Source organism: Actinoplanes sp. NBC_00393 (assembly GCF_036053395.1).
Classification (GTDB): domain Bacteria; phylum Actinomycetota; class Actinomycetes; order Mycobacteriales; family Micromonosporaceae; genus Actinoplanes.
On sequence record NZ_CP107942.1, the window covers coordinates 2490896 to 2511665 of the forward strand.

The 20770-nt window shown below is 70.8% G+C and carries 17 protein-coding genes; 10 read left to right on the forward strand and 7 right to left on the reverse strand.

The genetic code is table 11. The features are described 5' to 3' along the window. The first annotated feature begins 113 nt into the window (after positions 1-113). Together OHA21_RS11490 and OHA21_RS11495 are read left to right on the forward strand one after the other, a co-directional pair. Positions 114-1457, forward strand: a complete 1344-nt coding sequence (locus tag OHA21_RS11490) for an AI-2E family transporter (RefSeq protein WP_328473055.1) — start codon at positions 114-116, stop codon at positions 1455-1457. 17 nt (positions 1458-1474) lie between these two features. Next, a complete protein-coding gene (locus OHA21_RS11495) occupies positions 1475-2434 on the forward strand; it encodes a DUF1152 domain-containing protein (protein ID WP_328473057.1) in 960 nt (319 codons plus the stop codon). Between the two features lie 3 nt (positions 2435-2437). Here the strand turns inward: OHA21_RS11495 and OHA21_RS11500 are convergent, their stop codons facing one another. Next, positions 2438-2917: a hypothetical protein gene (locus OHA21_RS11500; protein ID WP_328473059.1), complete on the reverse strand. Its 480-nt coding sequence runs from the start codon at positions 2915-2917 to the stop codon at positions 2438-2440. A 45-nt stretch (positions 2918-2962) separates the two neighbouring features. On the opposite strand from OHA21_RS11500, the gene OHA21_RS11505 reads away from it, so the two are divergent. Then, entirely contained in the window at positions 2963-3232 is a 270-nt protein-coding gene (locus OHA21_RS11505; RefSeq protein WP_328473060.1) for a hypothetical protein, read from the forward strand. A gap of 206 nt (positions 3233-3438) precedes the next feature. On the opposite strand, the gene OHA21_RS11510 is transcribed toward OHA21_RS11505, so the two are convergent. Genes OHA21_RS11510 through OHA21_RS11525 form a run of 4 tightly spaced genes read right to left on the reverse strand, consistent with a single transcriptional unit; the run spans position 3439 to position 8118 of the window. Further along, positions 3439-4101 (reverse strand): uridylate kinase, encoded by a 663-nt coding sequence (locus tag OHA21_RS11510; RefSeq protein WP_328473061.1) that lies wholly within the window; start codon positions 4099-4101, stop codon positions 3439-3441. A gap of 39 nt (positions 4102-4140) precedes the next feature. After that, on the reverse strand, positions 4141-5295 hold the full coding sequence (locus OHA21_RS11515; RefSeq protein WP_328473063.1) for an alcohol dehydrogenase catalytic domain-containing protein: 1155 nt from the start codon (positions 5293-5295) through the stop codon (positions 4141-4143). Then, complete coding sequence (locus OHA21_RS11520) at positions 5283-6734, reverse strand: DUF6461 domain-containing protein (protein ID WP_328473065.1); 1452 nt, start codon at positions 6732-6734, stop codon at positions 5283-5285. Before OHA21_RS11520 ends, OHA21_RS11515 begins: the two co-directional genes overlap by 13 nt. 4 nt (positions 6735-6738) lie before the next feature. Beyond that, a complete protein-coding gene (locus OHA21_RS11525; RefSeq protein WP_328473067.1) occupies positions 6739-8118 on the reverse strand; it encodes an MFS transporter in 1380 nt (459 codons plus the stop codon). A gap of 58 nt (positions 8119-8176) precedes the next feature. Here OHA21_RS11525 and OHA21_RS11530 point away from each other — a divergent pair, with 58 nt between their 5' ends. The 5 genes from OHA21_RS11530 to OHA21_RS11550 all read left to right on the forward strand — a co-directional run bounded on the left by OHA21_RS11530 (position 8177) and on the right by OHA21_RS11550 (position 15169). Continuing rightward, positions 8177-8770, forward strand: coding sequence for a TetR/AcrR family transcriptional regulator (locus OHA21_RS11530; RefSeq protein WP_328473069.1), 594 nt, complete (start codon positions 8177-8179; stop codon positions 8768-8770). Positions 8771-8869: 99 nt separating this feature from the next. After that, complete coding sequence (locus OHA21_RS11535) at positions 8870-10129, forward strand: S1 family peptidase (RefSeq protein ID WP_328473071.1); 1260 nt, start codon at positions 8870-8872, stop codon at positions 10127-10129. Continuing rightward, complete coding sequence (locus tag OHA21_RS11540; protein WP_328473073.1) at positions 10123-11070, forward strand: AAA family ATPase; 948 nt, start codon at positions 10123-10125, stop codon at positions 11068-11070. Before OHA21_RS11535 ends, OHA21_RS11540 begins: the two co-directional genes overlap by 7 nt. Further along, positions 11052-12224 (forward strand): VWA domain-containing protein, encoded by a 1173-nt coding sequence (locus OHA21_RS11545; RefSeq protein WP_328473075.1) that lies wholly within the window; start codon positions 11052-11054, stop codon positions 12222-12224. The genes OHA21_RS11540 and OHA21_RS11545 overlap by 19 nt, the downstream gene beginning before the upstream one ends. Then, the gene (locus OHA21_RS11550; RefSeq protein ID WP_328473077.1) at positions 12221-15169 is read left to right on the forward strand and encodes a tetratricopeptide repeat protein; all 2949 of its coding nucleotides are present in this window, start codon (positions 12221-12223) and stop codon (positions 15167-15169) included. Before OHA21_RS11545 ends, OHA21_RS11550 begins: the two co-directional genes overlap by 4 nt. Here OHA21_RS11550 and OHA21_RS11555 read toward each other — a convergent pair. Beyond that, complete coding sequence (locus tag OHA21_RS11555) at positions 15166-16185, reverse strand: saccharopine dehydrogenase family protein (protein WP_328473079.1); 1020 nt, start codon at positions 16183-16185, stop codon at positions 15166-15168. The genes OHA21_RS11550 and OHA21_RS11555 overlap by 4 nt on opposite strands. A gap of 71 nt (positions 16186-16256) precedes the next feature. Between OHA21_RS11555 and OHA21_RS11560 the strand changes: the two genes are divergently transcribed. Next, on the forward strand, positions 16257-17192 hold the full coding sequence (locus tag OHA21_RS11560; protein WP_328473081.1) for a helix-turn-helix domain-containing protein: 936 nt from the start codon (positions 16257-16259) through the stop codon (positions 17190-17192). A 25-nt stretch (positions 17193-17217) separates the two neighbouring features. Next, positions 17218-19761, forward strand: coding sequence for a rifamycin-inactivating phosphotransferase (gene rph / locus OHA21_RS11565; protein ID WP_328473083.1), 2544 nt, complete (start codon positions 17218-17220; stop codon positions 19759-19761). Here rph and OHA21_RS11570 read toward each other — a convergent pair. Beyond that, positions 19728-20732 (reverse strand): hypothetical protein, encoded by a 1005-nt coding sequence (locus tag OHA21_RS11570; protein WP_328473085.1) that lies wholly within the window; start codon positions 20730-20732, stop codon positions 19728-19730. The two genes, rph and OHA21_RS11570, sit on opposite strands and share 34 nt — an antisense overlap. Positions 20733-20770 lie beyond the last annotated feature (38 nt).

The following is a 20770-nucleotide window of genomic DNA, read 5'->3' on the forward strand; positions in this document are numbered from 1 at the left end:
CGCATCCACCACGCGCCGGGTGTGGCACGATCCGCGATCGATTCGACCAGCGTGCATGAACCGGGGACCGGCCGGGCAGTGAGGCGGTGACCACGGCGTTTCTGGGAGAACACATGGCATGGACACGGACGGTTCGGGAGCGCGCCCGGGCCAGGTTCACCGAGGCGGCCCGCCGCAACGCGCCACCACCGTTCACGGCTGAGCCGGAGCTGGGCGACGGCACGCCGCCGCCGGTCGTGGTCGTGGACCGCCCCCGGGACAGTGAGGTGCTGCCCGCGGCGGTGCGTACGGCCGGCGCCTGGGCCTGGCGTTTCATCCTTTTCGTGGTCGCGGCCTACCTGTTCCTGCGGGTCGTCGGCCTGCTCCGGGTGGTCATCATCCCGGTGCTGGTGGCTGTGCTGCTCGCCGCCCTGTTCCAGCCGGCCAGCGCGGCCCTGTCCCGGCGCGGGATGAACCGCTCGCTGGCCGCCGGACTCGTCCTGGTCGCCGCGCTGGTGCTGGTCTTCGGCGGGCTCGGCCTGATCGTCCGGACCTTCATCGCCCAGCTCGACGACCTGTCGGCGCAGGTCAGCGACGGCATCCGGGAGATACAGACCTGGCTGGCGCAGAGCCCACTGCACGTCACCGACCGGCAGCTCGACCAGTACGTCGACCAGGCCCGTGCCGCCCTCACCGAGAACCAGGGCGCGGTGACTTCCGGGGCACTGAGCACCGCGACCACCCTCGGCGAAGTGGTCACCGGCTTCTTCCTCGTACTGTTCACGCTCTTCTTCTTCCTGCGCGACGGCGGCCAGATCTGGTCCTTCCTGTGCCGGCTGCTGCCGCGGGACGCGCAGGTGCCGACGGCGCGGGCTGGGCATTACAGCTGGCACACACTCGTCTCCTACGTGCACGCCACCGTGCTGGTCGCCTTCGTCGACGCGGTCGGCATCGGGATCGGCCTGGTCGTCCTCGGCATTCCGCTGGCCCTGCCGCTGGCCGCGCTGGTCTTCCTCGGCGCGTTCATCCCGGTCGTCGGCGCCACCGTCGCCGGCGCCGCCGCGGTGCTGGTCGCGCTGGTCGCCGAGGGGCCGGTCAGCGCGCTGATCGTGCTGGCCATCGTGATCGGCGTGCAGCAGCTGGAGGGACACGTCCTGCAGCCGCTGATCATGGGCCGGGCGGTGGCGCTGCACCCGCTCGCCGTGATCCTCGCGATCGCCGCCGGCATCGTGCTCGCCGGCATCGTCGGTGGTCTGATCGCGGTGCCGCTGCTGGCCGTGCTCAACACCGCGATCCGCTACCTGACCAGGCATCCCGAGGGCGAGCCGACCCCGGACCGGCAGCCACCCGGCACCGAACCGACCGACGACGACCAGGCCGAGGCGGAGGACCGGCACCAGGACGTCCAGCGGCAGGCCGACCCGGCGGAACCGCCGCCCGCCAGCACGTCGGTGTCCATGACGGAGGCCAAGACCTGACAGGCGATCATGGTGCGGTGACGGAATCGTTGGCCACGCCGCCGCTGTTCGCCGCCTTGGCACCGGCCCGCCGGGTGCTGATCGCCGGCGCCGGCGGCGGCTTCGACATCTACGCCGGCCTGCCGCTGGCCCTGTCCCTGTGGCGCAGCGGCGTCGAGGTGCACCTGGCCAACCTGTCGTTCTCCGAGCTCGAGTTGGTCGACCGGGACTCGTGGGTGAACGAGTACGTGGTCGAGGTGACGCCGAAGTCGGCCACCCCGGACTGGTACTTCCCCGAGGGCACGCTGTCGCGGTGGCTGGCCGCGCACGACCTGCCGTCGACGGTGTACGCCTTCCCACCGCTCGGGGTGCAGACGCTGCGTGACGCGTACCGATATCTGATCGAACGCCTGGAAATCGACGCCGTGGTGCTGGTCGACGGCGGCACCGACATCCTGATGCGCGGCGACGAGAACGCGCTCGGCACGCCCGTGGAGGACCTCACCAGCGTCGGCGCGGTAGCCGGCCTGGACGTGGCGGTGAAGCTGGTGACCTGCCTCGGTTTCGGCATCGACGCCTACCACGGCGTCAACCACGTCCAGGTGCTGGAGAACCTCGCCGCGCTCGACCGGGAAGGCGGCTACCTCGGGGCGCTGTCCATCCCTGGTTCGAGCCCGGAGGCGGTTCTCTACCGCGACGCTGTCGCCGACGCGCAGGCCGCCACGCCGGATCGGCCGAGCATCGTCAACGGCCAGATCGCCGCGGCCACCAGCGGCGCGTTCGGCGACGTCCAGTTCACCCGGCGCACCACCGGCAGCACGCTGTTCGTCAACCCGCTGATGGCGATCTACTTCACCGTCGACCTGGACAAACTGGCGGCGCGCTGCCTGTATCTGGACCGTCTGGAGAACACCTACGGCAGGGGACAGGTGATCAGCCGGATCGAGGCCTTCCGCAGCGAGATCTCCACCCGGATCCCGCGAGCCTTCCCGCACTGATCGTCACCGGTCGCGGAGGCGGGCCAGGACGGTACGCAGCTCGTCGCGGTTCTTGGCTGCCTTGATCCATGCCGGTAGCCGTTCCACCAGCGTCTGCCCGTACGCCCCCGGGTTGCGTTCGCGCAGTCGGGCGGTGATGAAGGCGTCCAGCAGGTCGAGGTGGGTGCGGTTGAACGCCCACAGGGTGTGCCCGCCGCAGCACGGTGCGGCCAGCCACAACGGCAGCCGGAAGAACGGGTCGACCGCGGCGCCCCAGCACGAGGTCCGGCCCTCCGCCGGCCAGCGGGCGCTGTGCCCGCAGCCGGTGCAGCTGAACCGGCGCGACCAGAACATGGCCGGTTGGCCCTCGACGCGCTGCGCGATCACGGCGGCGTGACCGCTGCAGCGCGGACAGACCACGTCGATGCCTTCCGCGGTCAGTTCGTACTCGTAGAACCGCGTCGTGGCGTCGCGGAACCGTGTCACCGGTGCGGGGCCGTCCATGGCCAACAGGGTTTCAGACGAGGCGAACTGCGGCACCCTGTAAACGTGGATCACTACGTCGTCATCAAAGGGCGCCGCTGGCGGGCCACCGATCCGGCCATCCCGGAGGAGGCCGCCGCGCAGTTGCGCCGCGCGCTGATGGCCGCGCGCCGCGATGTCGGTGCGGCCCTGCGCAAGGATGAGGATCCGAAACCCGCGCGGGCCCGGGTGCAGGCCGCGAAGGTCGCGCTCGGCGAACGCGGCGTCCCGTGGTGGGAGCAGACCCTGGAACAGCGGCGGGAACGCTGGGAGCGGGGACTGCGCGACCTGGGATAGCGGTGAGTCGCCGGACAGAACGCAGGGTGCGTCAGCAGTCGCCGGACGGAACGCAGGGTGCGTCAGCAGCCGCCGGACGGAACGCAGGGTGCGTCAGCAGCCGCCGCGCAGAACGCAGGGTGCGTCAGCCGCCGCGCGGGACGCGGTGCGTCAGCCGCCGCGCAGAATGCGGGGTGTTTCAGCCGCCGCGTGGGATGCGGAGTAGGTCAGCCACCGCGCAGGATTCGGGGTGCGGCGAAGTCGCGGTTGTCGATGACGATGTCGGCCTGGTCGGCGGGGCGGACCTCGGCCAGATAGAGCTGCTCGCCGGGGATGTAGTAGGTGCGGTAGCGCTCGGCCGCCGCCTCGGGTGAGTCCATCCAGGCCTGGTCGCGTTCCGTGCCGCGGCGCAGGACGTCCGCCCCCGAGATGTGCAGGTAGATGCGCAGGTCCCAGTGCGGGGCCAGGGCCGGTTTCTGCAGGAAGCCACCGTCGGCGACGAGGATCGCGTCGCCGGGCGCCCGGTGGATGCCGGAGTCGATCGGGGTGCGGCCGCTGAAGTCCATGATCTGCGTGCGGTACTCCCGGGTGCCGCCCGGACCGAGCGGTGCCAGCAGCAGGTCCCGGATGGCGTCGACGTCGAACATCTCGTGGTAGTAGCTTTCCGGCGTGCCGGGCGCGTAGCGGGTCCGCAAATCGATGTGCCGCTTGAAATGATCGAGCGAGACCCGCAGCACCGGCCGTGCGGACACGTCGCGCAGGGCCGACGCCAGGTTGTCGGCGAAGGTGGTCTTGCCGGCCGCGGAGTGACCGTCGATGCCCACCCGCACCGGATGGTCGCGGCGCACGGCCAGGATCCGGTCGCGGACCAGGTGCAGTGCCGGCGTCATCAGGGCCTCGCCGGGGTCATCAGGGCCTCGCCGGGGTCATCAGGGCCTCGCCGGGTCGATCATGGTCATGCCGGCGACGGTGGCCCGGTCGAAGACCGGCAGGAGAGTGGCCGCTTCGGAGAGCCCGATGGTGCGTTCGATCAGGCGCTGCGGCCGCAGCGCGCCCTGCTCGATGAGGGCCATCATGCCCGGATAGTCGACTGCGGCCATGCCGTGGCTGCCCAGCAGGTCGAGCTCCCAGCCGATCACCCGGGCCATCGGCACCCGCGGATGTCCGTCGACGGGCGGCAGCAGCCCGATCTGCACATGGCGGCCGCGGCGGCGCAGACTGAGGATGGCGTCCGCGCAGGTCTGCTCGCTGCCCACCGCGTCGACGGCGACATGGCTGCCGCCGCCGGTCAGGTCGGCGACCGCGGCCGGGATGTCGGTGCCGTCGGTGACCACCGCGTGCGCGGCGTGCTCGGCGCCGTCAGCAAGCACGGCGTGCGCGGCGTACTGGGCGCCGTCGGCAAGCACAGTGCGCTCGGGGTCGACCGCGGCGGTGCCGTCGGTGAGCAGGGTGTGTTCGGCGCCGAGGGAGGCGGCGACGGCGAGGGCCTGCGGGTTGCGGTCGACGGCGATGACGCGGCCGCCCAGCGCGCGGGCGATCATCACGGTGCTGAGGCCGACCCCGCCGGCGCCGACGACCGTCACCCACTCGCCCTCGACGACCCGTGCGCGGCCGGCGAGGGCGCGGTAGGCGGTGGCGAACCGGCAGCCCAGGCTCGCGGCGGCCGCGAAGTCGACCTGTGGTGGGACGGCCACCAGGTTGGTGTCCGCGGCATGCAGGGCGACGAACTCGGCGAACGAGCCCCAGTGCGTGAAGCCCGGCTGCTGCTGGGTGGGGCAGACCTGCGCCTGCCCGGTCCGGCACCACTCGCACCGGCCGCAGCCGCAGACGAACGGCACGGTGACCCGGTCGCCGACCTTCCAGCGGCTGACCTGGGCGTCCACCTCGACGATCACGCCGGCCAGCTCGTGGCCGGGCACGTGCGGGAACGCGATCTCGTCGTGCCCGGCCCAGGCGTGCCAGTCGCTGCGGCACATCCCGGTGGCTGCCACCTGCACCACCACGCCGCCGGGCGGCGCTGCCGGTTCGGGCACCCCCCGCACTTCGGGTTGTGCTCGGACGGCGTCGATGACTACGGCGCGCACCGGTGAGCCTCCCACTGCTCGTCCAGGCCGGCCGGGGCCAGCTCGACACCGGTCATCCGGGCGGCCAGTGCGAGCAGGCCGACTGCCTGCCCGCCGCCGTCGAAGCCGGGCCGGGGGACCGGCAGCGGATCCAGTGAGTGCGGTGCCGCGCCCCATCGTTGCTCAGGCGCATACCCGTTGAACCGCACCTGCAGCACCCCGCCGACGGCGTGCCGGAACCACACGTCGCCGCCCGTCTCCCACTGTGCCTGGATCGCCCCGCCGTGCGCGCTGAGACGCTCCACCAGCGGGTCGCCGGGCCGGGGCCGTCTGCCGGGTTCGAGAACGACAACCCACTCGCCGACCACCCGGACCCACGTCAGCGGCGGCGTGCTGAGGGTGACCGGGCCGGCGCCGGCCGGATACGCTTCGGCGCCGAGGGCCGCGGTCACTGCGGCAACGTCAAGTCCGCGAACGTACGTGACACAGCCGGCCCATCCGAGCCAGTGGTCGTCGAGCCAGGTGTCGCCGGAAAGGCCGCCGGAACCGCTCGGCGGCGTCGGTGACCCGAGGTCGGCGAACATTGCCTCACGCAGTGCGGCGGCACCGACCGCGTACCCCGCTCTGGTCACCGCGTGAAAGGCGGCCGCGAGCGCATTGGCAGCCGTGGCGGCCCGGGCCGCCTCGATGGCGTTCGCGTGCCGGCCCGGCCGGCGGGCGAGCTCGTCGAGGACCGCCGCCGTGGGCCGCTCGTGGATCCCGGCGGACGCCAGCGCCCGGTCCGCGGCCGTGCGCGCCACCCTGCGCAGGGACGCCTCGTCGGCCTGCTGCAACGCGTAAGACAGCTCCGGGTCCTGGCGGGTCAGCGTCTCGTGGCGCGGGCTCACCCACTCGGCGACGTCGTCCGGCCAGGCCCGCAGCCGGACCTCCGGCATCGGCCCGGTCAGCAGGTCGGGCGTGAACTCGACGCCGGTGATCCGTGCCGCGAGGGCCAGCATCAGATGATCCGTGCCGGTGTCGTCGTCGTCCCACGGCAGGCCGGCCCGCAGCTCTTCCAGCGCGTCCGGCTGGGAACCGTCGCGGTCGTCCGGGAATAGCGCTTCGAAGCTGGTCACGACCGTGCCGAGGTCGGCGAGGCTGAACCGGGTCAGCGCGTTCACATTCCAGAAGCAGCTGACCGCGCGTCCGGTGGCCAGCCGGCGCAGCACTTCGCGGCGGCTGCCCTCGTAGCCGTTCGCCTCGATCACCACGACCCACTCGCCGACCTGGCGCAGCACCGCCGTCTGGTGCTCGAAGTCCGGCTCGTAGACCCCGTCGGCCGCGACCTCGACAGCCTCATCGAGCGAACCGCCGAACGCCGTCGCGACCGCCGCGAGATCCATGCCCTCGACGAACGTGACACAGGCGGCCTCGGTGAGCGGGGACTCGTCGAGCCACGCATAGCGGTCGGTCTCTTCCACGCGATCACGATACGGACGGGAGTTTGCGGATCAGCGGCAGGCAGGCGAGCATCGCGGCGCCGGCGACGAGCAACCCGACCCGGTAGCCGTCGGTCAGTTGCTGTGGGCCCGGCCCGGCGCTGATGGTCGCCGCCAGCGGGCCGAGCATCGCCAGGCCGGCCGCGGTGCCCAGCTCCTGCGCCGAGTTGAGCAGGCCGGACGCGACGCCCTGCCGGTCGTCGGGCACGCCGGTGGTGCCGGCGACGAAGGTCGGCGCGTAGGACAGGCCGCTGCCGACGGCGAGCAGCAGCAGTGGGCCCAGGGCGTCGCGCATGTAGCTGCCGTCGACCGGGAGGCGCGCGAGCAGGAACATGCCGGCGGCCAGCAGCAGGAAGCCTGCGGTGAGCAGGGCCCGTGGACCATATCGGCTGACCAGCGCGCCGGCGCGCGGCGAGACGATCAGCACGACCAGGGTGACCGGCGCGAACGCGAGCCCGACCTGCACGGCCGGATAGTCGAGCACCGCCTGCAGATACATCGTGGTGAAGAACAGGGTGGCCGCGAGCGCGCCCGCGTTGACGGCGAGCAGCAGGTTGGCGCGCCCGACCGCGGCGGTGCGCAGCAGTGCGCCGTCCAGAATCGGGTCCGGGTGCCGGCGCTCGCCGAGGGCGAAGGCGCTGAGCAGCACCACCGCGGTCACGGCGAGCACCGCGCCCGGAACGGGATGGCTGCCCTCGGCGAACCGGGTGAGCGCGAGGATCGCGGTGGCCAGGCCGGTGGCGAGCAGGACGGCCCCGCGCAGGTCGAGCGGCGTGTGGCGCGGCATCCGGCTCTCGGTGAGGTAGCGGCGCCCGGCCAGGACCGCCAGCACACCGACCGGAACGTTGATCAGGAAGATCCAGCGCCAGCCCAGCGTGCTGGTGATCAGCCCGCCGAGCAGCTGACCACCGATCGCGCCGGCCGAGCCGACGGCGGCCCAGTAGCCCAGCGCCCGGTTGCGGCCGGCGCCCTCAGCGAAGGTGGTCGTGAGCAGCGCCAGCGCGGTCGGCGCGACCATGGCGGCGCCGGCGCCCTGGGCGGCGCGGGCGGCGAGCAGCTGCCACTCGGCCTGCGCGCAGCCGGTGGCCAGCGAGGCGAGGGTGAAGACTGTGAGCCCGGCCAGGAACAGGCGCCGCCGGCCCAGCAGGTCGCCGGCGCGGCCGAAGACGACGAGCAGGCTGCCGAAGGTCAGCGTGTAGGAGATCGAGGTCAGCACCAGCCGGCCGTCGGGGATGCCGAGGTCGGCGCGGATCGCCGGAATCGCGACATTCACCACGACCACGTCGATGATCAGCATCGCCTGGGCGGCGCAGAGCAGGAGCAGCACGATCCGGGGGACCGTGCGAAGTTTCGTCGCCTGGGACATGCTCCCGACCTTACTTTCTTTACGTTCATAAAGTAAAGCCCATTCTAAGATGACCTCCATGACGGGACGCCCACGCACGGTCAGCGACGACGAGGTCTTCCGGGCGGTGGCCGACACGGTCACCGAGGTGGGGCCGGCCGGGCTGACGCTCGCCGCGGTGGCCCGCCGGGCCGGGCTGACCGCGCCGGCGCTGACCCAGCGGTTCGGCTCCAAACGGGGTCTGCTCGTCGCCTTCGCCACCCGCGAGGCCGGCTCGGTCACCACCGTCTTCGACGCCGCGCGCGACCGCGGGGCAGCGCCGCTCGAAGCGTTGCGCGACGGCCTGGTCGCCTTCACCGCGCCGATCACCACCCGCGAGGGCATGGCCAACAACCTCGCGTTTCTCCAGCTCGACCTGACCGACGACGAACTGCACACCTACTCGGCCACGCAGAGCCGGGCGCTGCGTGCCCAGCTGGCCGAGCTTCTCGAGGAGGCGGCGGCCGCCGGCGACGTGCGGGCTGCCGATCCCGCCGCGCTGGTCGACATCGTCTACGCCGTCTATGCCGGGGCGCAGCTCACCTGGGCCATCGACGGCACCGGCGAGCTCGGCACGTGGCTGGCCCGCCACATCGACAAGGTTCTCGCCCCGCACCGGCCGGGCCGGCCGTGACGTCGCCGGCGGTCAGGTCGACGCCGGCGCCGCCCAGCCGGGTGACAACTGCCCGGGCGGCCCTCCCGTTCTGTCCACTGCCGAGGCTAGGGTGTGGCGGTGATCGAGGGGCGGATCGTGGCCGGCGCCCGGGATCTCGGCAGTGGCTTCTGCATCGCCGACCGGGTGATCGCCACCGCGGCGCACGTCGTCGGCAGGCGGACGGCCGCTGACCTCAGCTTCGTGACCGCCTCCGGGATCCGCTTCGAGGTGGAGCGCGTGCAGGTCGAGCCCACCATCGACGCCGCCGTGCTGTGGTTGCCCCGCTCGCTGGCGTACGAGCCACCCGTCGGTCACGCCCACCAGCAGGCCGACTGGCAGGTGACCGCCCGCCCCGAGCCGGCCGCGGTGCAGCTCAGCGGCACGGTGACCGCCGTCGACCATCTGATGACCAACACCGGCGGCCACGAGATGACCGTGCTGCAGCTGGAGGTCCGCCAGGAGTTGAAGGACTTCGGCGGCTACTCGGGTGGCGCAGTCGTGATGAACTCCGTGGTGGTGGGCATCCTGGTCGAGCAGGTCGAGGAACGGGTGGTGGCCGCCGCCGGTGTGCCGGTGCGGGCAGCGAACGTGCTGTACGCCGTACCGATCAGTCGTGTTCTCAAGAAGTTCCGCCTCGGTGACCGGGCGCTGTCCCGGCAGCCCGCGCTGCCGGCGCACCGCCTGGTCGACACCGCGTATTTCGACATGGACACCGTGAAATCGGCGATCCTGGCCGTGATCGACGGCCGTGCCGACCGGTCGCTCGCGTTCGGCCTGCCCGACGTGGACATGAAGGTCGTCGACAACCTCGCCGCGTGGCTGCCCAGCTACATCGGCCAGGTGGCGCCGAAGAGCCAGTTCGCGATGCGCGCCGAGATCGGCTCGATGGACGCCTGGGAACGGTACGTGACCCGCTACCTGCCCGACCTCGACCGGCGCAACGTGATCTGCCCGGTCCTGGTCGACGGCGTCGACACCGAACTCGTCGCCGAGCTGTGGAAACGCATCCGCACGGCGTGCACCCACGGCCGCCAGCGCCTGATCATCTTCTTCGTCGGCCGCCCTAGCGCCGGCTTTCCCGACGGCATCGACCAGCTGCCGTCACCGTCGGTCCGCCACCAGGACATCGCCGAGTGGGCGCAGCTCGTCGTCACCGCCCGCCGCTGGCCGCGGAGCCTGGCGGGCCCGTGGACGGCGCAGATCGTCGAGCAGTCCTCGCTGGACGACCGGCTCGACCTGCGGATGACCTACGAAACGCTCGAGCACTACTTCGATCTGCTCCGCACCGAACCGGACGACCTGCGCAGGCACCTGGAAGAACTGGAGACTTCGTGCTGACCCGACACGTCGCCGACCTGTCCGTCCGCTTCGACCGTGCGGCACAGCTGCCCGACGAGCAGCTCATCGAGGACGTCTGGGCCGAACCGGTGCCGGCGACGGATCCGCCGACCGTCATGGTGACGCGGGAGCCGTACCTCGCCGGTCCCGAACTGGAGGACGCGGTCAACATCGCGATCGCGCTCGGCCGGCCGCTGCTGCTCCAGGGCGACCCCGGCGCCGGCAAGACCCGGCTGGCGCACGCGGTCGCCTACGCCCTCGGTCTGCCGCTGGAGCAGGCGTACATCAAATCGACCAGCCGCGGCCAGGACCTGCTGTACACCTTCGACGCGGTGCGCCGGCTCTACGACGTCCAGCTGGACCGGGCCGGCGACGACCCGGCCGAGTATGTCCGGCTCGGCCCGCTGGGGCGGGCCATCGCCCGGGCCGGCCACGGCCGGCGGTCGGTGGTGCTGATCGACGAGATCGACAAGGCCGACATCGATTTCCCCAACGATCTGCTGCGCGAGCTGGATCAGCTCAGCTTCGAGGTCACCGAGGCACCGACGATGCGGTACGCCGTACCGGCCGGGAGAACCGCGTTGAGGCCGATCATCATCGTCACGAACAACGAGGAGAAAGCGCTGCCCAGCGCCTTCCTGCGGCGCTGCATCTTCCACTACGTGCACTTTCCCGACTCGGCCGAGCATCTCAACGCGGTCCTGGCGATGCACGGCATCACGCCCGACGAGCTGAGCCGCAACGCCGTCACCGAACTGCTGCGGCTCCGCGAACTCGACCTGGCCAAGAAGCCGGGCCTCAGCGAGCTGCTCGACTGGGTGGGCTACCTGCAGGCCACCGGGACGCCGGCTGAGCAGGTCGCCGCAATGCCTGCGGTGGGCGCGCTGGTCAAACAACATTCCGATCAGGTACGGGTGAGCGAGTGGCTGACCCGCCGATGACGCCACCGCTGCCGGGGTTCCTGCACGACCTGGTCGGGCAACTGCGGCGGCGGGGCCTGCAGATCGGCGTGGACGACCTGCTCGATCTGCGGCGCGCCCTCGGTGCGGGATTCGGCCTCGGTTCTGACACGGCGTTGCGGCAGGTCTGCGTGGCGTTGTGGGCGAAGTCGACGGCCGAGGCGGAGATCGTCAACGCGGCTTTCGCGCGGGTGGACGTACCGGAATGGTCTTCTCCGAGGCCCGGCGGCGACCCGCAGGATGCGGGCGATCGTGCCTCGCCTGACCCGGTTGAGGCGGTCACGCCGAGCGCCGCGGAACCTGATCTCGAAGCACCGGCCACCCGGCGGATGTCCGGGCTCGTGCATCCGCCGCCGCGGACCGGGCGCCGCGACAACAGCCTGATTCTCGCCCCGCAGTACCCGACCAGCGACCGCGAGATCATCCAGGTGTGGCGGGCGTTGCGCCGTCCGGTCCGGCAGGGGCCGCCGGTCGAGATGGACGTCGACGCCACCCTGGCCCGGCGCGCCGGAACCGGCTTACGCACGCCGCCGGTGATGGTCGCGGCGCGGCGCAACTCGACCCGGCTGTTGCTGCTGGTGGACCGGCAAGGCTCGATGACGCCGTTCCATGATTACGTCGAGCACATCCGGCAGGCGATGGAACGGGCCGGGCGGTTCGACACGTTCACGGTCGGCTACTTCCACAACACCGCCGGGCACAGCCACAGCCACAGCGTTCTGGCCGACCTGCCTGATCCGTTCAGTCCTGCCCTCGACCCGGTCCTCGGCCGGATCGAACCCCTCGTCGGCGGCCTGGTCTACTCCGACCCTTCGCTCAGCAGCCCGCTCGATCTCGACGACGTCCTCGCCTCGGTGACCAGGACGACCAGCACGGTCATCGTCAGCGATGCCGGTGCTGCCCGGGGCGGCCTTCACACGCCGCGGTTGGTGGACACGGTCGCGCTGGCCAAAGCGCTGCTGGCCGCCACCGGCGGTCTGGTCTGGCTCAACCCGCTGCGCCGGGAACGCTGGAGGCGGACGACCGCCGGGCAGATCGCCCGGCACGTGCCGATGTTCCCGCTCACCCGCCAGGGCATGTACCGCGCGGTCAACGTGCTGCGCGGCCGCCCTCTGCTGCTGGACCGGCCGCTGTGACCGCCTCGTCGTATCTTGCGGAGCTGCGTGATCTGCCGCCCGGAGCGGCCGACCTGGCCCGGCACGCAGCCGTGCCGGTCGTGGTCGATGCCGGATTCCTCAACCTGCTGCGCGTGAATTTCTTCGTCGATCCGCCGGCGGCGCTTCCGTATGAGGTGGAGGCCGAGCTGCTGCTGTCGCCGCTGTTCCGCGAGGTCGGGGAGGGCTTGTACGAGATCGACCCGGAGTGGCGGAACACGCTGCTCACCGAGCTGGTCGCCCAGTACGGCACCGACCGCCTGGGCCGGGTGGCGGGGTTGCTGGAGCAGTACACCGACCACGCTGTCGCCTGGCACGCGCTGCCGGAACTGGAGAACGCGCAGCGGCTGACCGCGCTGAGCCTGCTGGATCCGCCGCGCGCCAAGGAGTGGTTGGAGCGCGAGATGGCCGAGGCGACGAGCGTCGGCACGCCGCTGCCTTCGGTCTGGTTCGTAGCGATGGAAAAGCGGGTCCGCGAACACCAGGCCGTCCTCGAATCCGCCGGCGCAGCCTGGTCGGAACACGACCGCGACCGGTTCCTCGATGAATTGATAGCGGTATTCCGCGAACCATCCACTTTCGGTGTCCTGCTCGACGACCTCTACTCGCCTGCTCCCTGGGCCAGACCAGGGGCCGCAGGGGCCATTCCCAGGGTTTTCTGGATTGAGGTCGTCTCCGATCTGGAACAGGGGCGGGTGCCCGGGCGAGGACTGGTGGACCTGGCCGAGGCCGTGTACCGGTTGTTTCCGGCCAACTCCGTGTTCCGGACGACCCTCAACACCCTTCGGCTACTGGCCGGTCCACTGCCCTCTCCGCCGACCTGGCCGACCCTCATCATCACCGGGTCCGAACTCTACGACGTATTCATGCCGCAATTGCTTGACCTGATCGGCCCGCGCGCCGAGCAACTTTACGGCGCAGGCCCCGAGGCCGCGGTGTACATGCCGGACAGGGAGCGGGCCCAGGCGATAGTCGACGCGGCGGAGGCTCTGGCAAGGCGAATGGTTCCGGGCTCGGAAATCAGGGTGCGTTTCCAGGAGTTCGGCTTCCGGCCGTATCTGATCCCGAAGTTTCGACTGGTCGGACCGGATACGCAGGAATTCGTGGCGGAGAGAACGCCGGCGACCAGGACCGTGCGGGAACTCGCTCAGGCGGTCATCGATCTCTACGTCTCGGAATGGTCCGAAGACCGCCGCCACCGGATCCCGCGGACGGTGGTCGACCTCGTCACGCCGGCCGACGATGACATACCTCAGCAGCACACCCGTCTCGATCCTGATCAGACCCTGCATGAGGCAGGCGTGACCGAGGGATCCCGGCTGCAGATCTCCGCTGACTCGGTTAGCGGCGGCGGAATCCTCTCTGTGTCTGTGCCGAACCGTGCCCAGTTCGTCGACGAATTGGCCGCCGTGTTCCATCAGCAAGAGGCTGCGCGCGACCTGCTGGCGGACATCCGGTATCCGGTGGAAGGCGGTCCGATCTGGCCGGACGAGGTCTCCCCGCGGACCTTCTGGACTGCGGTGCTCGGCCAGCTGGAATTCGGCTTGCTCGGCCCGGACGGCGCGAGACAGTTGGCTTCGGCGGCGCTGCGGCGCTACGCCGGCAACCGGGTGTTCCGCACCGCCGCCGAGGCCGCCGGGTCCCGCGAGTTCGAATTCGAGCCGTACCTGATCGAGACGCTGACCGTTCTGGGCCCGGACAAGCGGGCATTCCAGCTGAACGACATTCCGGCGACAACGTTGGTCGACGACATTCCCCGCATGATCTCCGAACGGTATGCGGCCGACGTCTGGGAGGAGTATTTCGGCGGCTACCAGGTCGGCGTGGAGCACCTGGTGCCGCCTCCTGTCGAGGGCCGGTTTCGTTTCATGCACCTCGACCCGGCGCAGACGCTGCACGGAGCGGGAGTGCAGCGCGGCGACCAGCTCCGGCTTCAATCGGAACTGACCCCGGCTGACGCGGTGGCGAGGTACCACCGGCTCGGGGTTCTCGCCCGCGACCGGGGCGACAACGACGAGGCCGAACGCCGCTTCCAACAGTGCCTGACCCTCCAGGAGGAGATGGGCGATCGAGCCGGCGCTGCCGCCACCCATCAACAACTGGGCTTTCTTGCCCAGGCGAAGGGCGATTACCTCGCAGCCGAGAGTCGCCACAGCCGCGCCCTGAACCTGATGCAGGAATCAGGTGACCGCGCTGGTGCCGCCACCAGCTACTACCAGCTCGGAATCGCGGTCCTGAACCGCGGTGACGTCCTCAGGTCCGAGCGCTGGTTCCAGCAGGCTCTCGCCGTCTTCGAGGAGCTGGGTGACCGCGCCAACACCGCCAACAGCTACTACCAACTCGGCCTTCTCGCCCAGATGCGGGGCGTTCCGGTCGAGGCCGAACGCCGTCACCAGCAGGCTCTGGCCATCGAGCTCGAACTCGGCAACCGGGCTGCTGCCGCCGTGAGCTACCAGCAGTTGGGCATACTCGCCCGGAACCAACGCAATTTCGCTGAGGCCGAGCACCGCCAGCAACAAGCTCTGTCCACCTTCGCGGAGCTGGGCGTCCAGAACGGCATCGCGGGCAGTTACCACCAATTGGCGCTGATCGCGCAGGACCGGGGACGCTACGGCGAGGCCGAACGTCGATATGAGCAGGCCGTGGCCACGTTCGAGCAGATCGGAGACCGGGCCGGGGCTGCGGCCGCGATCATCGACCTGGCCGGTCTTCGGTTCGTCACCGACGACCTCGCCCAATCTGTCGCCCTGCATTGTCAGGCCTTGGCGATCCGGCTCGACCTCGGTATCCCGCTTGCGGCGAACGACCTCACCGCCCTGCGGAGTCTCCGGCAATCGCTCGGCGAGGTCGCCTTCACGAACCTCGCCTCACGAAGACTCACCACGTCCTCCCTATGGGAGCTGAAAGCCCTCCTCGATCCGGTCTAGGCGCGTGATCGCCCGGGAGCCTGCACCATGAGGTTCGATCCCAGGGCGCGCAGGAAGTCCGGGGCGTCGAAGATCGCGCCGGCGGAGAGGACTCCGGTGGCCTTGGTGCGGTCGGTGAGGATGCGGTCGACGGCCTCGACTGCCAGTGGCGCGGTGATGGCGTAGATGTCCTGGCCTTCGGCGATCACCCGGCGCTCTTCGTCGCCACGGCGAATCAGGACGTCGATCACGAATGTCTGGTCGGAACGACCGAGTGAGTCGACCGCGGTCGGGGCTGCGGCGTTGGCGTAAAGGTCCGCTGCTGCCTTGGCGGTCATGTAGGTGCGGACCTCGGGCACGTGAAGGTGGCTGGGGACGGTGACCACGTCGGCCATCGTGAACTCGGCGATCACGTCCTGCGGGCCCAGCGGCGCGGGGAACGGCCACGAGACCGTTGGGAGCGCGTCGTCGTGGTACTGCAGGGTGCCGCCGGTGAAGCGGACCCGCCGGCCGCCTCGGCGCTCGCCCGAGATCACACCTGAGGCCACGGTGCCGCCGGTGGGGTGCCAGCTGCTCAGGCCGTACGCGACATGGACCTCGTCCGCCGAGGGCCAGTCGCCCATGACGGCGGTGACCAGGAGGTCACCGAGGCCGCCGTAGAAAGCCATGGCCGGCACCACGATCGCGCCGTCGGCTCGGGCGCGGTCGGCGTAGTGCGCGAAGGTGTCGGCGTTGGCTTCGATTTCGGCCGCGACATCGATGTACGGGATTCCGGCGCGCAGAGCCGCCTCAACAAGCGGCCCGGCAGTCGTAGCGAACGGCCCGGCCGTGTTGATCACCGCCGCCGCACCCGCGAGCGCCCGGTCGAGCGCGGCTGGATCGTCTGCCGACGCCTGGCGCGCTTCGATGCCTGTCAGCGACCGCAGCTTGTCCGCATCGCGCCCGACCGCGAGAGGCACATAGCCGCGCGAGGCCAGCTCCGCGACGACGAATCGGCCGGTGTGTCCATACGCTCCGTAAACCGCTACCTGTGTCATGCAGAAGATCTTTCCGCCACCGTGACAACCCGGCCAGTGTCCGGAACGACATGACCCATACAATTTCCGACATGAGATCCGTTGCGGTCGCCGCCACCGACGGGATGCTGCATTTCGAGTTGGCGCTCGCCTACGAGGTCTTCGGCTCGAAGCCCGACGCCGTCGACGGCCCTTGGTATGACGTCACGGTTTGCGGCGCGAAACCCGTACGGATCGGGCGGTTCCTGGTGGAGCCGGACTGCGGCCTGGACCGGCTCGCCCAGGCCGGCACCGTGATCGTCCCCGCCCTGGCGGACGTCGACGCCGACCCGCCGGCCGACCTGGTGGCTGCCGTCCGCGAGGCGCACGAGCGTGGCGCGCGGGTGGTGTCGCTGTGCACCGGCGTGTTCGTGCTCGCCGCCGCGGGTCTGCTCGACGGGCTCGGCGCGACCACCCACTGGGCGCACACCGAGCAGCTCGCCGCGCGGTATCCGCAGGTCAAGGTCGATCCGGATGTGCTCTACGTCGACAACGGCAGCGTGCTGACCTCGGCCGGCAAGGCTGCGGCGATGGATCTGTGCCTGCATCTGGTCCGCCGGGACCACGGACCGGCGATCGCCAACGTGGTCGCCCGCCGCCTGGTCGTGCCGCCGCATCGGGCCGGGGGCCAGGCGCAGTTCGTCAGTACGCCGGTGCCGGCCCAGGACGGACATCCGCTGTCGGAGCTTCTGCCGTGGGTGATGCGGCGCCTCGACGAGCCGCTGACCGTCGAGGATCTGGCCCGGCAGGCGAACATGAGTTCCCGTCATCTGGCCCGGCACTTCCGCTCGATCACCGGCACCACGCCGCTGCAGTGGCTGCTCACCCAGCGGATCCGCCGCGCGCAGGAGCTGCTGGAGTCGACCGATGACAGCGTGGACAGCATCGCGGAGGCGGCGGGGATGGGTACGGCCACGACGCTGCGCCGCCACTTTCAGCGCACGGTCGGCGTACCACCGGACGCCTACCGCCGCACCTTCCGCACCTGACCGAGACGCCGCATAGGGTGGTCGGATGAGCGTGCTGCTGGGTCTAGACGAGATCGACCGGGCGCACGTCGCGGCCGTCGGTGGCAAGGGCGCCCACCTGGGCGAGTTGTCCCGGATCGACGGGGTTCGGGTGCCGGCCGGGTTCTGTGTGACCACGGACGCGTTCCAGCAGGTCGTCGCGGACGCGCTGAGGCTCGGTGGGCTAGTGGGCGTCGACCCGGACGACTGGGAGGCGATCCGCGCGGAGAGCGCGGAGGTTCGCCGGATCATCGAGGGCATCACCATCCCCGATGATCTCGCCGCGGCTGTCACCCGCGCGCTCAAACCGGGCGCCGCGTACGCCGTGCGGTCCAGCGCGACCGCCGAGGACCTGCCGACCGCCTCGTTCGCCGGGCAGCAGGACACCTATCTGAACGTGACCGGCACCGCCGAGATCCTGCGGCACATCGTTCTCTGCTGGGCGTCGCTGTTCACCGAGCGGGCCGTGACCTACCGGCTGCGCAACGGGTTCGACCATCGGCAGGTCCGGATGGCGGTGGTCGTACAGGAAATGGTGTTTCCGCAGGTCTCCGGCATCCTCTTCACGGCCGACCCGGTCACCGGCAACCGTCGGGTTGCCACCGTGGACGCGGGCTTCGGTCTCGGCGAGGCCCTGGTCTCCGGCCTGGTGAACCCGGACGTGTTCGCCGTGCGTGACGGCGAGATCGTGGCCCGGACGATCGCCGTCAAGGAGCGTGCCGTCGAGCCGTTGCCGGACGGCGGCATAGGGCAGGTCGCGGTCGACCCGCAGCGCAGGCAGGAGCCGGCGCTGACCGATGCGCAGGTCGTGCAGCTCGTGCGGCTGGGCCGGCGGATCGAGGCGCACTTCGGCCGCCCGCAGGACATCGAGTGGTGCCTGGCCGACGGCGAGTTCCAGATCGTGCAGAGCCGGCCGATCACCACGCTGTTCCCCGTACCGGAGGTCGGCGACCAGGAGAATCACGTCTACCTCTCGGTCGGGCACCAGCAGATGATGACCGACCCGATGAAGCCGCTGGGCCTGTCCTGCTGGCGGCTGACCGCCCTGGCGCCGATGCTCGAGGCCGGCGGGCGGCTGTTCGTCGACAGCACCGCGATGCTCGCCTCACCCGTACGCCGGGCCGGTTTCCTCGACATGGCGGGCCGGACCGATCCGCTGACCAGGGACGCGCTGCAGACCATCCTGGACCGCGGCGACTTCGTGCCGACGCTGCCCGATACGGGTCCTGCCCGGCCGCCGCAGGGTGGCCCGGCCGAGCCGATCGAGACCGATCCGGCCATCGTCGCCGGGCTGATCGAGCGCAGCGAGAAGTCCATCGCCGCCCTGCGGGCCGACATCGGGGCGTACTCCGGGCCCGCGCTGTTCGACTTCCTGCTCGAGGCGTTCCAGGAGCTCAAGCGGGTTCTCAAGGATCCGCGGAGCATGCAGGCGATCATGGCGGGCATGGAGGCCACCTGGTGGCTCAACGACCATCTGCAGGAGTGGCTGGGGGAGAAGAACGCGGCCGACACGCTGACGTTGTCGGCGCCGGGGAACATCACCTCGGAGATGGGGCTGGCGCTGCTCGACGTCGCGGACGTGATCCGGCGGTATCCGGAAGCGGCCGAGATCCTTCAGGGCGACGACTTCCTGGAACGGTTGCCTGCCGAGGCCCGGCAGGCCATCGAGGCCTATCTGGATCGGTACGGGGTGCGCTGCGTCGGCGAGATCGACATCACCCGGCCGCGGTGGAGTGAGCAGCCGGCCACCCTCGTGCCGGTGATCCTCGACAACGTCCGGACCTTCGAGCCGGGCGCTGCCGCGCGGCGCTTCGAGCAGGGCCGGGAGGCGGCGGCGCGCAAGGAACAGGAGGTGCTGTCGCGCCTGCGGGAGCTGCCGGACGGGGAGCAGAAGGCGGCGGAGACCAAGCGGATGATCGACCGGGTGCGGACCTTCGTCGGCTACCGGGAGTACCCGAAGTACGACATCATCAGCCGCCACTTCGTCTTCAAGCAGGCGCTGATGAGGGAGGCCGACCGTCTGGTCCGGGCCGGTGTGCTTGCGCACCGGGAGGACATCTTCTACCTCAGCTTTCCGGAACTGCACGAGGTGGTGCGTACGCAGCAGGTGGACCGGGAGCTCATCCGCCGCCGCGAGGAGGAGTTCCGGACGTTCCAGGCGCTGCCCACGCCGCGGGTTCTCACCTCGGAGGGCGAGGCGCTGTCGGGGGCGTACCGGCGTGACGACGTGCCGGCCGGCGCCCTGGTCGGCCTGGCGGTCTCGGCCGGAACCGTCGAGGGCCGGGCCCGCGTCATCCTGGACATGGCCCAGGCCGATCTGGAGGCCGGCGACATCCTGGTGACGTCGTTCACCGACCCCAGCTGGTCGCCGTTGTTCGTCGCGGTCGCCGGCCTGGTGACCGAGGTGGGCGGTCTGATGACCCACGGTGCGGTGATCGCCCGGGAGTACGGCCTACCCGCCGTCGTCGGCGTCGACCGGGCCACCGGGCTGATCCGCGACGGGCAGCGGATCCGCGTTCACGGCACGGACGGCTTCGTCGAGCTGCTGTAATGCTCGGCGATCGCGGCGAAGGCCGCCTTCGGCTCCCACGGCAGGCCGTTTCCGGTAGGGCGGTCGAGCACCTTGACGATCCCGGGGCTGGCCAGATCGAGGTCGTCGCGGGGATCGCCGTCGGGCCGGTGCGGGAAGTCGGGCAGCGCGAACAGGTAGCAGAACGCGCTGTCGACGCCCTCGCTGTCGAAGATCTCGAGCAGCTCGCGGAAGTACGTCGCCTGGCCCTCCTCGTCGCGCTCGTAGACGCCGTTGAGCCGTAGCGGCGCGCGAGTGACCGGGTCGTACTCCATGATCTCCATGCTGCGCGGCGCGACGTCGCTCGCGCCACGCCAGGCCGCGGTGCCGAAACCGGTGATGGCGACCGGTTTGGGCTGGGCGGCCAGATCGCGTACGGCTTCCCGGAACTGACCCGCGACCTCGGCGGACCGGATCAGTTCGAGGGTCACGAAGTCGAACAGCTCCCAGTCGACGCCCTCGAACGGGATCGCAGCGTACGTGAGCCTGCCGTGGAACCGTTCACGGATCGCGGCCGCCGCGTTGCGCAGGAACGCGTCGAGCCGGACGCGGACCTCGGCGATCCGGCCGGCGAACAGGTTGCCGACGCGCTCGTCGAGCCGGTCGCCGTCGATGAACCCGCGGTTCATGATGCTCAGCTCGACGCCGGCGACGAACACGACCTCGGCCCCCGCCGCGCGCAGCCGTTCGGCCCGGTCGGCGCAGTCGAGGAACAGCGCGAGGATCTCCTCCGGCGTCAGCTCCAGCGGGTACGGCGAGAACCAAACCTCCAGGCCGAGCTCGGCGGCGATCCCGGCCGCGACCTCCAGACGGCCGGCGTCGACGCCGACGATGTGGACGGCGTTGCAGTGCAGGTCGTCGCGGATGATGGCCAGCTCCCGCCGGACGATCGCCGGGTCGAACTCCTGCGCCGAGTGGAAGCCGGTGCTGTAGGCGATGCCGTTCGCTCGCATGTAGTCCCTCCCCAAAAATTGCGTGCACGCAAGTTTGC